Annotated in this window: 15 protein-coding genes; 13 read left to right on the top strand and 2 right to left on the bottom strand. The window is 69.6% G+C overall.

Annotation, left to right across the window (positions count from 1 at the left end):
- Positions 1–75: 75 nt before the first annotated feature.
- From alr to groL, 8 genes are all read left to right on the top strand, one after another.
- Positions 76–1,257, top strand: coding sequence for an alanine racemase (alr, locus tag MAY35_RS14920; protein ID WP_238422085.1), 1,182 nt, complete (start codon positions 76–78; stop codon positions 1,255–1,257).
- Entirely contained in the window at positions 1,254–2,390 is a 1,137-nt protein-coding gene (locus MAY35_RS14925; RefSeq protein WP_238422086.1) for an alpha/beta fold hydrolase, read from the top strand. The genes alr and MAY35_RS14925 overlap by 4 nt, the downstream gene beginning before the upstream one ends.
- The gene (tsaE, locus tag MAY35_RS14930) at positions 2,390–2,896 is read left to right on the top strand and encodes a tRNA (adenosine(37)-N6)-threonylcarbamoyltransferase complex ATPase subunit type 1 TsaE (protein WP_238422087.1); all 507 of its coding nucleotides are present in this window, start codon (positions 2,390–2,392) and stop codon (positions 2,894–2,896) included. Before MAY35_RS14925 ends, tsaE begins: the two co-directional genes overlap by 1 nt.
- On the top strand, positions 2,878–3,651 hold the full coding sequence (tsaB, locus tag MAY35_RS14935) for a tRNA (adenosine(37)-N6)-threonylcarbamoyltransferase complex dimerization subunit type 1 TsaB (protein WP_374237960.1): 774 nt from the start codon (positions 2,878–2,880) through the stop codon (positions 3,649–3,651). Before tsaE ends, tsaB begins: the two co-directional genes overlap by 19 nt.
- Positions 3,648–4,157 (top strand): ribosomal protein S18-alanine N-acetyltransferase, encoded by a 510-nt coding sequence (rimI, locus tag MAY35_RS14940; RefSeq protein ID WP_238422088.1) that lies wholly within the window; start codon positions 3,648–3,650, stop codon positions 4,155–4,157. The genes tsaB and rimI overlap by 4 nt, the downstream gene beginning before the upstream one ends.
- Entirely contained in the window at positions 4,154–5,200 is a 1,047-nt protein-coding gene (gene tsaD / locus MAY35_RS14945; RefSeq protein WP_238422089.1) for a tRNA (adenosine(37)-N6)-threonylcarbamoyltransferase complex transferase subunit TsaD, read from the top strand. Before rimI ends, tsaD begins: the two co-directional genes overlap by 4 nt.
- 193 nt (positions 5,201–5,393) lie before the next feature.
- Entirely contained in the window at positions 5,394–5,693 is a 300-nt protein-coding gene (gene groES, locus MAY35_RS14950; RefSeq protein ID WP_004019185.1) for a co-chaperone GroES, read from the top strand.
- 165 nt (positions 5,694–5,858) lie between these two features.
- Positions 5,859–7,475, top strand: coding sequence for a chaperonin GroEL (groL, locus tag MAY35_RS14955; protein WP_238422090.1), 1,617 nt, complete (start codon positions 5,859–5,861; stop codon positions 7,473–7,475).
- 96 nt (positions 7,476–7,571) lie between these two features.
- Here groL and MAY35_RS14960 read toward each other — a convergent pair whose 3' ends face one another.
- A complete protein-coding gene (locus MAY35_RS14960) occupies positions 7,572–7,868 on the bottom strand; it encodes a WhiB family transcriptional regulator (RefSeq protein ID WP_238422091.1) in 297 nt (98 codons plus the stop codon).
- A gap of 474 nt (positions 7,869–8,342) precedes the next feature.
- Between MAY35_RS14960 and MAY35_RS14965 the strand changes: the two genes are divergently transcribed.
- The 3 genes from MAY35_RS14965 to MAY35_RS14975 all read left to right on the top strand — a co-directional run bounded on the left by MAY35_RS14965 (position 8,343) and on the right by MAY35_RS14975 (position 11,082).
- The gene (locus MAY35_RS14965; RefSeq protein WP_308192462.1) at positions 8,343–9,254 is read left to right on the top strand and encodes a hypothetical protein; all 912 of its coding nucleotides are present in this window, start codon (positions 8,343–8,345) and stop codon (positions 9,252–9,254) included.
- A gap of 171 nt (positions 9,255–9,425) precedes the next feature.
- The gene (locus MAY35_RS14970; protein ID WP_238422092.1) at positions 9,426–10,013 is read left to right on the top strand and encodes a sigma-70 family RNA polymerase sigma factor; all 588 of its coding nucleotides are present in this window, start codon (positions 9,426–9,428) and stop codon (positions 10,011–10,013) included.
- Entirely contained in the window at positions 9,997–11,082 is a 1,086-nt protein-coding gene (locus MAY35_RS14975) for an anti-sigma-D factor RsdA (RefSeq protein ID WP_238422093.1), read from the top strand. The genes MAY35_RS14970 and MAY35_RS14975 overlap by 17 nt, the downstream gene beginning before the upstream one ends.
- Before the next feature lie 143 nt (positions 11,083–11,225).
- Here MAY35_RS14975 and MAY35_RS14980 read toward each other — a convergent pair whose 3' ends face one another.
- Positions 11,226–11,615: a DUF5319 domain-containing protein gene (locus MAY35_RS14980; RefSeq protein ID WP_238422094.1), complete on the bottom strand. Its 390-nt coding sequence runs from the start codon at positions 11,613–11,615 to the stop codon at positions 11,226–11,228.
- A gap of 147 nt (positions 11,616–11,762) precedes the next feature.
- Between MAY35_RS14980 and guaB the strand changes: the two genes are divergently transcribed.
- Positions 11,763–13,274 (top strand): IMP dehydrogenase, encoded by a 1,512-nt coding sequence (gene guaB, locus MAY35_RS14985; protein WP_238422095.1) that lies wholly within the window; start codon positions 11,763–11,765, stop codon positions 13,272–13,274.
- Positions 13,275–13,374: 100 nt separating this feature from the next.
- Positions 13,375–14,532 carry a GuaB3 family IMP dehydrogenase-related protein gene (locus tag MAY35_RS14990; protein ID WP_238422096.1) on the top strand — a complete coding sequence of 386 codons (1,158 nt, stop codon included), beginning with the start codon at positions 13,375–13,377 and terminating at the stop codon, positions 14,530–14,532.
- The last annotated feature ends 78 nt before the right edge of the window (positions 14,533–14,610 follow it).

Genomic DNA, 14,610 nt, shown 5'->3' on the forward strand with positions numbered 1-14,610 from the left:
ACCGCGATACGACGCATGGCGCGTCACACCCGGCCGGAACGAGGCCTCGGCGTCGATCTGGGACAATGGTCGGCGATGACTTCCCCTGCTCTGACCGCGACCGTCGACCTCGGCGCGATCGCCCACAACGTCGGCGTGATCCGCGCCGCCTCGGGTGCCGCCGTCATGGCCGTCGTGAAGGCCGACGCCTACGGTCACGGCGCACTGCCCGTCGCCCGAACGGCCCTGGAGTCCGGGGCCGCGGAACTCGGCGTGGCGCACATCACCGAAGCGCGAGCCCTCCGTGCGGCCGGGATCAGCGCGCCGATCACCGCGTGGCTGCACGCACCGGGGGCCGATTTCGCCGGCGCGATCACCGACGACGTGGACATCGCATTGTCGTCGATCTGGCAACTCGACGCGGTGATCGCCGCCGCGCAGGAGACCGGGACCCCGGCCACCGTCACGGTCAAGGTCGACACCGGTCTCAATCGCAGCGGGGTCGCCGTCGACGAGTGGGACGACTTCGCCGAACGCGTCGCGAAGGCCCACGTCGACGGGTCGGTCCAGCTGCGTGCCGCGATGTGTCACCTCGCGCGCGGTGACGAACCCGACCATCCGCTGAACGACGAGCAGGCCGCCCGCCTCGACCGCGCCGTGGCCGATCTGGCCCGCCTCGGTGCGGCGCCGCAGATGGTGCACATGTCCAATTCGCCGGCAGCGCTGACCCGGCCGGATCTCTCGCGAGACATGGTTCGCCCCGGGATCGCCGTCTACGGACGCACACCCGTTCCTGCCCGCGGTGACTTCGGCCTGATCCCGGCCATGACGCTGACCGCGCGGATCGCGCTGGTGAAGAAGGTCGCCGCGGGGCAGGGGGTCTCCTACAGCGAGACGTGGATCGCGCCACGCGACACCGTCGTCGCCGTGGTGCCCGCCGGCTATGCCGACGGTGTGCCGCGGCTGTTGTCGGGACGGCTCCGGGTACGCATCGGGGACCGGTTGTTCGACGGCGTGGGCCGGATCTGTATGGATCAGCTCGTCGTCGATCTCGGGCCCGACGGTGCGGGCGTCCGCGAGGGTGACGAGGCCGAACTCTTCGGAACCGGTCGGACGGGGGGACCGACCGCCAAGGACTGGGCCGATGCCATCGGCACGATCGACTACGAGATCGTGTCGCAGATCGGCACCCGGGTGGTTCGACGCTACGTCGACCCGGTTCGGGTGAACACTGCCGGTGACGGCGAGGGTCGCGACGGCGCGGTGACCGAACGGTGAGCGGGGTGGCACTGGTGGACGATTCCCAACGCGTCGGGCTGTTGGCCGGGGTGGCGGGCATCGCTGCCCTCGGCGGGATGGCCGCGGTCGGCGCGGCCCGCAACATCGCGCGCAAGAGTGTTGTCGGCAAGGCGGATCCGCATGCCGACGTCGACCTGACCGCGCTCTACGGCGAGCGGGCGCGGACCGTCACCACCGACGACGGACTCGAGCTCGCGGTGCGCATCGTCGACCTCGGCGAGGTGTCCGCGGACACCACGCCCGACCTCACCATCGTCTTCGTCCACGGCTTCAGTCTGCGGCTGTCCAGCTGGCACTTCCAGCGAGAGCAACTGGCCGAGGAGTGGCGTGATCGCAACTACCGCATGGTCTTCTTCGATCATCGCGGGCACGGCGAGAGTGACCCCGCGCCCACCGAGACCTGCACGATCGYGCAGCTGGCAGACGACGCGGCATCGGTGATCCGGGCGACCGTGCCGACGGGACCCGTTGTGCTGGTGGGTCATTCGATGGGCGGTATGACGCTCATGGGTCTGGCCCGCAGGCACCCGGCGCTGTTCTCCACGCACGGTCCGGTTGCCGGTGTGGGACTCGTGGCCACCGCCTCGCGCGGTCTCACCGACGCGGGACTCGGTGAGGGACTGCGGAATCCGGTGGTCGACGCGTTCCGGATGAGCGTGCGCCGTGCCCCGCGCCTGGTGCAGGCCGGGCGGGGGCTCACCAGGTCGGCACTCGAACCGGTCCTGGTGGCGGCGAGCTTCGGGCCGACGTTCTACAGTCCCGCGCTGGGCAGCGCGGTGGACAAGATGATCCAGAGCACGCCGATCGAGACGATCGTGAACTTCCTGCACGCCTTGGAGATCCACGACGAATCGACCGCGCTGCCGGTCATCGCGCAGGTGCCGACCACCGTCGTGTGCGGTGACCGCGACCGCCTGACACCGCTGCGCAATTCGGTGCGGATGTACTCCCAGCTCGGTACGGATTCGCGCCTCGTGGTCGCCAAGGGCGCCGGGCACATGGTCCAGATGGAGGAGCCGCAGCTGGTGACCGACGCGATCGTCGAACTGGTGGATCGGGCACGGGTCGCGCTGCCGGCACCTCGGCGCCGCTGGTGGAAGCGGGGGCGCTGATGTCCGGGGAACCGAACACGGTCGAGCCTCGCGGCATCGACGCCCGGAGCGGCGCCCGTACGCTGCCCGACGTCGCCGACACGGAGGCCTTCGGCCGAGAACTGGCATCGATCCTCGCGGCCGGTGACGTGGTGATCCTCGACGGACCGTTGGGCGCAGGCAAGACGGCACTGGCCCGGGGGATCGGTGCGGGCCTCGGCATCGTCGGCCGCGTCACGTCCCCCACCTTCATCATCGCCCGCGAGCATCGGCCAGGGCGTCCGGGAGGGCCGGCGATGGTCCACGTCGACGCCTACCGGCTGGGCGGTGCGGGCGGCGGCACGGGTGTCCTGGACGAACTCGACGCTCTGGATCTGGACTCCGACCTGGAGGACGCGGTCATCGTGGTCGAGTGGGGCGAGGGCGTGGCCGAGCGACTGGCCGACCGGCATCTCGTCGTCAGACTTCGACGGGACGTGGACACCGATGTGCGGCATGCGGAATGGGAATGGGTGAGCGACGAATGAGCCGGGTCGGGAGTGGTCGGGGTCCGACGGGTGGACAGGTGGTGCTCGCGGTGGACACCGCGACCGACTCGGTGGTGACCGGCATCGCGGAGCTGGCCGGCGGCGAGGTCCGGGTCCTGGCCGAACGGGTGGTCGCCGACCACCGCAGGCACGCCGAGTTGCTGACCACGCTCATCGCCGAGTCGCTTGCCGAATCGGGATGTGCGCGAGACGATCTCACCGCGGTCGTCGTCGGATGCGGGCCCGGCCCGTTCACCGGTCTGCGGGTGGGCATGGCGACCGGGTCCGGCTTCGCCGACGCGCTGGGCATCCCCGCCCACGGCGTGTGTTCGCTCGACGCGCTCGCCCACGAGTCGAGCGACCCCGAGACCGACGACCCCGAGTCGGATGACCCTGCGCCCCGGACGCTGGTGGTGACCGACGCCCGTCGGCGCGAGGTGTACTGGGCGGTCTACGACAACGACCGTCGTCGACGCGGCCCCGAGGTGACCGCACCCGCCGTGGTGGCCGACGAACTGGCCGCGGATCTGGCTGCCGGACGCTTCGGCGCGGCCGCGGGGTCGGCGCCTCATCTCGATCTGGTCGGCTGGACCGGTGCGCCGCCGGCGGTCACCGTCCCGACGGTACGGGGCCTCGTCGCTGTTGCCGGACCGGACATCGTCGCCGGACTCGACCCGGAACCGCTTGTGCCACTGTATCTCCGTCGTCCCGACGCGGTGGAGCAGAAGGATCGACGGTCAGGCGTTCGGCCATGACGACGCCGGAACCGGTGATCGACGCCCTCACCTACGGCGACATCCCCCGGTGTGCGGCGTTGGAGAAGCAGATGTTCGCCGACGACTCGCCGTGGCCGGCCGCTGCCTTCCGGGCCGAGCTCAACGCGCCGTACAACACGTACTTCGCGGCGCGCGAACGAGTCGGCGCCGACGTCGTCGGCTACGCCGGGATCTCGACCCTGGGTCAGCCGGACGCCTACGAATGCGAGATCCACACCATCGCGGTCGATCCGGACCATCGCGGGCGGGGGATCGGCCGTGCGCTGCTGGAGGCGATGCTGGTCGTCGCCGACGAGAACGACGCACCGGTCTTCCTCGAGGTGCGTACCGACAACGAGGTCGCGATCGCCCTGTACTCCCGGCACGGGTTCTCCACCGCCGGGATCCGGCGGAACTACTACCAGCCGTCCGGTGCCGACGCCTACACCATGTTGCGGCTCCCGGTGTCGGGACGGCCGCTCGAACCGGAGGAGGGCCCCGCGTGATCGTCATGGGTATCGAGAGTTCGTGTGACGAAACGGGTGTCGGCATCGTCCGGTGGACGCCTGCCGACGGGGACACCCCGGGTTTCGCGACGCTGCTCGCCGACGAGGTCGCGTCCAGCGTGGACGAACACGCCCGGTTCGGCGGCGTCGTACCCGAGATCGCCTCGCGCGCACATCTGGAGGCCATCGTGCCGACGATGCGCCGCGCGCGGGAGGCCGCCGGTATCGATCGACCGGATGCCATCGCGGTCACCATCGGACCCGGTCTGGCCGGGGCGCTGCTCGTCGGCGTCGCGGCCGCCAAGGCGTATGCCCTCGCGTGGGATGTGCCGCTGTACGCCATGAACCACCTCGGTGGGCATGTCGCCGTGGACACCCTGGAGCACGGGCCGATGCCCGAATGCGTCGCCTTGCTCGTCTCCGGCGGACACACGCATCTGTTGCATGTCACCGATCTCTCCCGGCCCATCGCCGAACTCGGCACCACGGTCGACGACGCGGCGGGTGAGGCCTTCGACAAGGTGGCGCGACTGCTGGGGCTCGGATTCCCGGGCGGGCCGGCGCTCGACCGGGCCGCGCAAGACGGAGATCCCACCGCGATCGCGTTCCCACGCGGCATGACCGGTCCCCGCGACTCCCGGCATGACTTCTCGTTCAGCGGGCTCAAGACCGCCGTCGCCCGCCACGTCGAGAGGTGCGAACGGGACGGGACGCCCGTCCCCGTCGCCGACGTGGCCGCATCGTTCCAGGAGGCGGTCGCCGACGTGTTGACGATGAAGGCGGTGCGGGCCTGCACCGACCTCGACGTGGAGACCCTGGTACTCGGCGGGGGAGCGACGGCCAACTCGCGGATCCGGTCGCTGGCGCAGGAACGCTGCGACGCCGCGGGAATCACCCTGCGAGTCCCCAGGCCCCGCCTGTGTACCGACAACGGGGTCATGATCGCGACCCTCGGCGCGCATGTCATCGGCGGCGGTGCGCAGCCGTCGCCGCTGACCGTGGCGTCGGACCCGGCCATGTCGGTGCGGGTCAGTCAGCTCTGACCCCGCCCCGTGGGTCGACGATCGCGCTGAGCGAACACGGGACTTTCGCACCCTGTGCCCTTGAGTGCTGGCACTCGCATGTATAGAGTGCTAGTTGGCGCTGAGCGAAGCCTCGGATACCCGCGACGACGAGGTTTCACAGGGCCGTGAACGTGCAGATTCTTTCTCAGTACGAAAGTTGAGGACTCACATCGTGGCGAGCGTGAACATCAAGCCGCTTGAGGACAAGATCCTGGTGCAGGCCGTCGAGGCCGAGACGACCACCGCCTCGGGCCTGGTCATCCCGGACTCCGCCAAGGAGAAGCCGCAGGAAGGCACCGTCATCGCCGTCGGCGAGGGTCGGGTCACCGAGCAGGGCAACCGCGTCCCCGTCGACGTCAAGGAAGGTGACACCGTCATCTACAGCAAGTACGGCGGCACCGAGATCAAGTACGCCGGCGAGGAGTACCTGATCCTCTCGGCACGCGACGTCCTCGCCGTCATCGGCAAGTAGGACCCCCGGGCAGTACCGCTGAGCGGTACCGCCACGCAGTACCGACAACCGGCCGAGTAAAGCCCCGTGAGTCGGTTTCGCGTCTCACATCGCCCCGGCGCCCCGTGCAGGGGTACCGGGGCGATGTGCGTTGCGCCGACCGGCTCCCGTTGAAGAAAGTGATTCATGGCCAAGCAGATTGAATTCAACGAAACCGCGCGACGGGCGCTCGAGCGAGGTATCGACCAACTCGCCGACACCGTCAAGGTCACCCTCGGCCCGCGCGGTCGACATGTGGTGCTCGCCAAGGCATTCGGCGGACCGAGTGTCACCAACGACGGCGTCACCATCGCGCGCGACATCGACCTCGACGACCCGTTCGAGAACCTCGGTGCGCAGCTGGTGAAGTCGGTCGCGACCAAGACCAATGACGTCGCAGGCGACGGCACCACCACCGCAACCGTTCTCGCGCAGGCGATGGTCAAGGCCGGCCTGCGCAACGTCGCCGCCGGGTCGAATCCCATCGCCCTCGGGCAGGGGATCAGCAAGGCCGCCGAGGCCCTCAGCGACGCGCTGCTCGAGGCCGCCACGCCGGTCGCCGGTGAGCAGGCCATCGCCCAGATCGCAACCGTGTCCTCGCGCGACGAGGAGATCGGTGAGATGGTCGGCAAGGCGATGACCGCCGTCGGTGCCGACGGGGTCGTCACCGTCGAGGAGAGCTCGGGTGTCAGCACCGATCTCGAGATCACCGAGGGCGTTCAGTTCGACAAGGGATTCCTCTCGCCGTACTTCGTCACCGACATCGACAGCCAGGAAGCCGTTCTCGAGGACGCCCTCGTGCTGCTGTATCGCGACAAGATCAGCTCGCTGCCGGACTTCCTGCCGTTGCTGGAGAAGGTCGTCGAGGCAGGCAAGTCGCTGCTCATCGTCGCCGAGGACGTCGAGGGCGAGCCGCTGTCGACCCTGGTCGTCAACTCGATCCGCAAGACGATCCGCGCCGTCGCGGTCAAGGCGCCGTTCTTCGGTGACCGTCGCAAGGCGTTCCTGGAGGACCTGGCCGTGGTCACCGGTGGCACCGTCGTCTCCACCGACATCGGCCTCAGCCTGCCGACCGTCGGGCTCGAGGTCCTCGGTTCGGTCCGTCGCGTCGTCGTCACCAAGGACGCCACGACCCTGGTCGAGGGCGCCGGCACCAAGGAGGCCATCGCCGATCGTTCGGCGCAGCTGCGTCGCGAGATCGAGCAGTCGGACTCGGACTGGGACAAGGAGAAGCTCGCCGAGCGGCTCGCGAAGCTCGCCGGCGGCGTCGCGGTCATCCGCGTGGGTGCGGCCACCGAGACCGCCCTCAAGGAGCGCAAGCACCGCGTCGAGGACGCCGTCGCCGCAGCCAAGGCCGCGGTCGAGGAGGGCATCATCCCCGGCGGTGGCTCGGCCATCGTGCAGGCGGCGAACAAGCTCGACGCGCTCGCCGACTCGTTGACCGGTGACGAAGCGCTCGGCGTCCGCGTGGTGCGGGATGCGGCGAAGGCGCCGCTGTTCTGGATCGCGGCCAACGCGGGTCTCGACGGCGCCGTCGTGGTCGACAAGGTCTCGTCCGCCGATCAGGGCAAGGGCTTCAACGCCGCGAGCCTGTCGTACGGCGACCTCGTCGCCGAGGGCATCATCGACCCGGTGAAGGTGACCCGCTCCGCGGTCGTCAACGCCGCGTCGGTCGCCCGGATGGTGCTGACGACCGAGACCGCGGTCGTCGATCAGCCGGCGGAGGAGCCGGCCGGCCACGCCGGTCACGGCCACGCCCACTGACGCGTTCGAGCTGAAACGGGAAGAGCCGGGCATCCTCTACGAGGATGCCCGGCTCTTTCTCGGTCGTGCGGTGACGTCCGAGAGGCCTCAGGTGCGTCAGCTCGCCATCCGGCGCCCGACCCCGCGCTTCATCAGGATGCTGCGCTCGGACTCCGACAGTCCGCCCCAGATGCCGTAGGGTTCGGCCACTGCGAGAGCGTGTTCGCGGCACTGGGCGATCACGGGGCACTGGTGGCACATCTCCTTGGCGCGACGTTCACGCTGGGCGCGCGCACGTCCACGTTCGCCGTCGGGATGGAAGAACATCGACGACTCGACGCCGCGGCAGAGTCCTGACATCTGCCAGTCCCAGATGTCTGCGTTGGGGCCGGGGAGATGATTGGGCTGAGGCATGGCAGCTACTCCTTGTCTGGGCCGCACCGAGGTGCTCGGTGAAGAAACGTCGATTTCCTACAACGCTGGACTCACATTAAGCGGACCTGAGAAATCGCGTCAATAGCCCTCGAATGGGACGAGAAGGTCCGAAAAGTCTCGATAATGTTAACGGCGGGTTAGCTGGGTACACGGCAATAGCACAATGGTCGAACTCCCTCCCAGTACCCCCTGACAGATGGTTTGAAACCATGCGTGAGCTGCGATTGTTCGAGAACTTCACCTATCATTCCGCTTCGGCGGCCCACCTCGGTTGCGGTGAGGCCGACCGACCCGATTTACACACCAGAAATCTTTCGATGATGCACGCGTGATCTGACCGGAGAATTAACGTTGGGAATCGTTCGTTAAATTCATGCAAACCAGAAAAGTTGCAGTGACCAAGAACACCTCGATCGCGCGCGGGCGCGGCCCTGAACTGCGGGGACGGCCCTCATGGCCTCGTTTCACCGGATCGGTCGGCCGCCCGTGATGACACCGACGACTCCGTCGGACACCTGGCACCGTGCGGTCGAATCCGGCGGTCGAGGGGAGTACGCATCCGCGCTGACCGCACTCGCCCGACTCGAACAGACCCTCGCGCAGGGCGGTGGGCCGTGGTCTCCCGACGCAGCGGCATTGCTGTCCCTGTCTCGGAGCACCCGGGCCTCCCTGTTCCGGCAGGCCGGTCGTCATCGTCGGGCGCATGTCCTCGACGGCCGGGCGCTCGCCGCGGTCGCGCGGGCCGGCATCCCCATCGAGCAGGTGGGTGCTCGAGACCCGGCCCGGCACTCGCTCACGCGGGCGGCAGCCGCCGACGCCCTCGTCGGCCTGGCCGCCGACAACCTGGGCCTGCTGCGCTTCGACGCCGCTCGACGCCTCCTTGATCGGGCATTCTGTGTTCTCGACCCACAGGAGAGCGGTTCCGTGATCGGCGCGTGGAGCCGGGGCGCGGCACAGGGGGAGTGGGCGACCTCGACGAGATGCCGTCTGCGCTGGGAGTGGGTGAGCGCCGAACTCGGGCTGTACCGCGGCGACATCGCCGCCGGACTCGAGCACGCCCGGGCGGGCGCGGAGCTCATCCGCGAGCGGGAGGCCGCGGGCCTCAAGACACCGACCCGCCACCGGGTGAAGACCACTTTGATCGCGGCCGCCGCGACCCTGGGCGCCGGCGATCCGGGCGGTGCCGCCTCGGTGGCCCGGGACGTCGTCCGCGACGCCCGCCGGCACGGACTGGGGCCGCTGGAGTGGGCGGCCACGAGTCTTCTGCTGGGCACCGGGGAGGCGTCCGACGACGAGGTGCGGCGACACCGCCGGCTTCGCGCCACGCTCGTGGGCAAGGGCATGGCGCTGGAACCGGAGGGGTGATGGCTAAGGTGTGTTGGGGTCTGCCACGTCGTCGCCGCCGAATGACGTCCTGTGATGCTGCTGTAGCCGCACCGCAGAACGCTCACGAGCGGGGCCGGCAATGTGCCGGGGCCCGCGACAGGACTGGCGAGGCCGGTTGGCCGATCTGTAACACGGGGATTCCTACACGCGATGAAGTTGACAGGTGGTGAGTTGAACGACGCCGTCCGGGCCGCAGGCCAGGGCGATCGTGCTGCTCTCACGTCAGTTCTCGAGAGCGTGCAGGAACCGATCCTGCGCTACTGCCGAGGACGCATCGGGGTCGGGGAACGTCATCTGTTCTCCGCCGACGACATCGCGCAGGAGGCATTGATGGCGGTGATGACCGCACTGCCCCGTTACCGGGACCAGGGTAAACCGTTCATGGCTTTCGTGTATGGGATCGCCTCGCACAAGGTCGCCGACGCGATGCGGGTGGCCGCACGGGTCAAGTCCGACCCGGTCGATGAGCTCCCCGAGGTATCGCACGCCGCGGGCGGTCCCGAGCAGTTCGCGATCGACGCCGACGGCAGCAGACGTATGCGCTCGCTCCTGGCGGTCCTGCCCGAGAAGCAGCGCGAGGTGCTGGTCCTGAGGCTGATCGTGGGGATGTCGGCCGAGGAGACAGCCCAGGCGATCGGCAGCACCGCGGGCGCCGTGCGCGTCGCCCAGCACCGGGCGCTGGCGAGATTGAAAGACGAGTTGAGACGGACAGGAGGTCACGATGAGCGGACAGTCTGATTGGCGTCGACGCCGTGTCACCGGCGGTGACCAGCCGAATCGACCCGGTCAACCGCCCGCGCATCGACGCGCGCCCGGACCGAGCGGGCCAGCGCCTGCCGGACCCGGTCCACGACCGGTCGAGCCGATCTCCCCGGACGTGAGTCACCGTGACCTCGACCATGACGTCGACCCGGTGGCAGACGGCGCCCCGAACCTCTCCGAGGTCGGGTTCGACGAGAACTTCCTCGACGCCCTCACGCGCGATGTACCCGTGCCGACACGTGACGCGGCCGAGTACGAGCTGGCCGAACTGCTCTCGGGCTGGAAGTCCGAGGTCGTGTCGAAGCCGGCCGAGCGGCTCATCTCCGTCGACGACGTCGAGCGCGCCATCGGTACCACCGAACGGGCGAGCCGGGGACGCCGGATGGTGCGCCACCTGCGCGTCGTGTCGGGTGCCGCCGCCATCGTCATCGTCGCCGCCGCGGGCCTCACCGTGCTGTCGGAGGGTTCGCAGCCCGGCGATCCGCTCTGGGGCATCAAGCAGGTCGTGTTCGCCGAGGCGGCGTCTCAGACGCAGGCCGCCCACGACGTGCGCAACAACCTCGAGCGTGCCGAGGCGGCCATCGCCGCCGGTGACCCGGGCACCGCGGCGAGCCTGCTCGCCGAGGCGTCCGAACGCATGGGTCCGATGCGCGACAACGAGATGCGCGACGAGATGACCGAATGGCTGAACCGCCTGCGGGCGGGGGCCGGTCTGCCCGACGTGACCTCGCTGCCATTGCCGTCGGGGAGTGAGCAGCCGACGACGATCGAGCCGACGCGTCCCGACCTGCGTGAGAGCGGCGACAAGCCGTCGCCCGCCGATGGCTCGACGCCTCCTCCGGGTGAGGAGTCCGACAACCCCACGACGCTGCCGGAGGTGCCCAGCGAGGAGCCGGTCCCGTCGTCGGACTCGCCGTCGACCGGACCCGCACAACCGTCGGCGCCGACGTCGAGCACCAAGGTGACGCGCTTTCCCGCGGAGTTCCCCGAGATCCCGTGGACGCCGCCGCCCGGTGTGGACGCCTCGGGTCGGCCGATCGGCTGACGTTCCCGTCTCCGTCGTGACCACGAGGAAGGCCCCGTACCGAGTCGGTACGGGGCCTTCCTCGTGGGGTGGTGCGCGGCGTCGTGTCGACGCGGCTGGATCGGGCACGGGGCACCGGCCACGCGAAGCCGGAGTGGAGCCGGTCAGCGACCTTCGTCGATGTGGCTGCGCGCATCGGCGTAACCGCGGCAGTAATCCCAGGTGACGTAGGAATCGGGCCGCGGGTCGACCGCCGGCTCGTGCGGACGCACGGTACCGTCGATGAGAAGCTGGATCAGGTTGGCGCGCAACATGTCCCAGTCGTGGTAATGGTCTTCGTGGCAGTCTTCGCAGACGACGACGAGGCCGCGTACGCCGCGATGTGCCAGCAGCGCCTCGTAGAGTGCGAGGTCGGCGAGATCTTCCTCCACCGCGAGCCGCTCGTTCTCGTCCAGCGGGATACCCGGCTCCACGCTGTCCAGGGCGGAAGCGGGGTCGCTGGGGTCGTCGGCGAACGGGTCCGGCGGGAGGCCGGGTGGCAGGTGGTCACGCACATCACCACCGTAGCCGATCGTGAGGCGCCTGCGCCGCACGCATTCACCGCCTCGCCCGGACACCGAACACGCGCCTTCGCGCGGCCTACCGGCGCAAAGACGCCTGTGTGACGATCGCCGCACCGGGGCAGTCGATACGATGGTCCGATGACGCATGTTCGTACCGGTGGAGACGATCCCGGCAAGGTCGCGATGCTCGGCCTGACCTTCGACGACGTCCTGTTGCTGCCCTCGGCCTCGGACGTGATCCCCAGCGAGGTCGACACCTCGTCGCGGGTGACCAAGAACGTGACGCTGCGTGTGCCCCTGGTGAGCTCGGCGATGGACACCGTGACCGAGTCGCGGATGGCGATCGCCATGGCCCGCGCCGGCGGCATGGGCGTCCTCCATCGCAACCTCTCCATCGAGGAGCAGGCCGGCCAGGTCGAGACCGTCAAGCGGTCCGAGGCGGGCATGGTGACCGACCCGGTCACCTGCACGCCGTCGCACACCCTCGCCGAGGTGGATGCGATGTGCGCGCGCTACCGCATCTCCGGACTGCCGGTCGTCGACGACAAGGGCGAACTGGTCGGCATCATCACCAACCGCGACATGCGCTTCGAGGTCGATCAGAGCCGCCCGGTCGCCGAAGTGATGACCAAGGCTCCGCTCATCACCGCCCAGGAGGGCGTGTCCGCCGAGGCCGCGCTCGGGCTGCTGCGGCGCAACAAGGTCGAGAAGCTGCCCATCGTCGACGGCAACGGCCGCCTCACCGGTCTGATCACCGTCAAGGACTTCGTGAAGACCGAGCAGCACCCGCTCGCCACCAAGGACTCCGACGGCCGTCTGCTCGTCGGTGCCGCGGTCGGTACCGGTGGCCCGCAGTGGGACCGCGCCATGGCGCTGGCCGATGCCGGCGCCGACGTCATCATCGTCGACACCGCCCATGCCCACAACCGGCTGGTGCTCGACATGGTCGCCAAGCTCAAGGCCGAGGTCGGCGAGCGCGTCGACGTGGTCGGCGGCAACGTCGCGACCCGTGAGGCCGCCCAGGCCCTCATCGACGCCGGTGCGGACGCGGTGAAGGTCGGCGTCGGACCCGGCTCGATCTGCACGACTCGCGTGGTCGCCGGTGTCGGCGCCCCGCAGATCACCGCGATCCTCGAGGCCGTCGCGGTCTGTCAGAAGGCCGGTGTGCCGGTCATCGCCGACGGTGGCCTGCAGTACTCCGGTGACATCGCGAAGGCACTCGCGGCCGGCGCATCCACCGCGATGCTCGGCTCGTTGCTCGCGGGCACCGCCGAGGCCCCGGGCGAGCTGGTCCTGGTCAACGGCAAGCAGTTCAAGAGCTACCGCGGCATGGGGTCGCTCGGCGCGATGCAGGGCCGCGGTCAGGCCAAGTCGTACTCGAAGGACCGCTACTTCCAGGACGACGTCCTCAAGGAGGAGAAGCTGGTCCCGGAGGGCATCGAGGGACGCGTGCCGTTCCGCGGTCCGCTCGCGCAGGTGATCCACCAACTGGTCGGCGGTCTGCGTGCCGCGATGGGCTACACCGGGGCATCGACGATCGCCGACCTGCAGACGGCGCGGTTCGTCCAGATCACCGCGGCCGGGCTCAAGGAATCGCATCCGCACGACATCACGCTGACCGCCGAGGCTCCCAACTACTATTCCCGCTGACACCCCCGTTGTAGTGTCCCTCCGTCGTTCCCGCCGGGTGTGCCCGGCGGGCGACGCCGTAGGGTCGGTGTGCAGCTGAACTCCGCAGAAAGGCGCAGTGGTGCGTGACCTCGTCGAAATCGGCATGGGCCGGACGGCCCGACGGACCTACGAACTGGACGACGTCAGCATCGTCCCGTCCCGTCGGACCCGCTCGTCCAAGGATGTCTCCACGGCCTGGCAGATCGACGCCTACCGCTTCGAGTCACCGATCCTGAGTCATCCGACCGATGCGCTGGTGTCGCCGGCGGCCGCGATCGAACTGGGCAAGCTGGGCGCGCTGGGTGTCCTCAACGGCGAGGGTCTCTGGGCGCGCCACCGCGACGTCGAGGCGAAGATCGCCGAACTCGTCTCGATCGCGGCGAACGACCCCGACCCCTATGCCGCGGTCCGCCATCTGCAGCGGTTGCACTCCGCACCTCTGGACAGCGGACTGCTCGCCGAGGCGGTGGCCCAGGTCCGCGAGGCCGGAGTGACCACCGCGGTGCGCGTGAGTCCGCAGCACGCGCCCGAGCTCACCCCCGCACTCCTGGCAGCCGGGGTCGAGATCCTGGTGGTGCACGGCACGATCATCTCGGCCGAGCACGTGGCGCAGGTCGACGCCGACGGCGCCCAGCGCGAACCGCTGAATCTCAAGACCTTCATCGCCGACCTCGACGTGCCGGTCATCGCCGGCGGTGTCCACGACCACCGCACGGCCCTGCACCTGATGCGGACCGGCGCCGCGGGCGTCATCGTCGGCTATGGGTCGGCGACAGGCGCGACGACGACCGGTGAGGTCCTCGGCATCGGCGTACCGATGGCCACCGCGATCGCGGATGCGGCCGCGGCGCGTCGTGACTACCTCGACGAGACCGGTGGGCGCTACGTTCACGTCATCGCCGACGGCGACATCCACAGCTCGGGCGACCTGGTCAAGGCGATCGCCTGCGGCGCGGATGCCGCGGTACTCGGAACCACCCTCGCGGCAACGAGTTCGGCGCCGGGTGACGGCTGGTACTGGCCGTCGGCCGCCGCGCACCCCGACACCCCGCGCGGCGCCCTGCTGCAGGTGGCTGCCGGCGAGGAGCGCCCCAGTCTCGAGCGGGTCCTCAACGGCCCGTCCGACGATCCCTACGGTGAGCTGAACGTGGTGGGCGGCCTGCGCCGGGCCATGGCCAAGGCCGGCTACTGCGATCTCAAGGAATTCCAGCGCGTGGGGCTGTCCGTCCGCGCCTGAGGCGATGGGCCGACGCCGCCCCGACATCCGCCCCTGAAATACGCCCTCCTGAGGCAGGCCGACGATATATGGTCGACG

This window comes from Gordonia sp. 'Campus', from assembly GCF_022206305.1.
Classification (GTDB): domain Bacteria; phylum Actinomycetota; class Actinomycetes; order Mycobacteriales; family Mycobacteriaceae; genus Gordonia.

Bases quoted from the DNA above. Each gene is read 5' to 3' on its own strand.
- alr (WP_238422085.1), top strand. From the start codon at position 76: ATGACTTCCCCTGCTCTGACCGCGACCGTCGACCTCGGCGCGATCGCC.
- tsaE (WP_238422087.1), top strand. From the start codon at position 2,390: ATGTCCGGGGAACCGAACACGGTCGAGCCTCGCGGCATCGACGCCCGG.
- tsaB (WP_374237960.1), top strand. From the start codon at position 2,878: ATGGGTGAGCGACGAATGAGCCGGGTCGGGAGTGGTCGGGGTCCGACG.
- rimI (WP_238422088.1), top strand. From the start codon at position 3,648: ATGACGACGCCGGAACCGGTGATCGACGCCCTCACCTACGGCGACATC.
- groL (WP_238422090.1), top strand. From the start codon at position 5,859: ATGGCCAAGCAGATTGAATTCAACGAAACCGCGCGACGGGCGCTCGAG.
- MAY35_RS14960 (WP_238422091.1), bottom strand. From the start codon at position 7,868: ATGCCTCAGCCCAATCATCTCCCCGGCCCCAACGCAGACATCTGGGAC.
- MAY35_RS14965 (WP_308192462.1), top strand. From the start codon at position 8,343: ATGGCCTCGTTTCACCGGATCGGTCGGCCGCCCGTGATGACACCGACG.
- MAY35_RS14970 (WP_238422092.1), top strand. From the start codon at position 9,426: ATGAAGTTGACAGGTGGTGAGTTGAACGACGCCGTCCGGGCCGCAGGC.
- MAY35_RS14975 (WP_238422093.1), top strand. From the start codon at position 9,997: ATGAGCGGACAGTCTGATTGGCGTCGACGCCGTGTCACCGGCGGTGAC.
- guaB (WP_238422095.1), top strand. From the start codon at position 11,763: ATGACGCATGTTCGTACCGGTGGAGACGATCCCGGCAAGGTCGCGATG.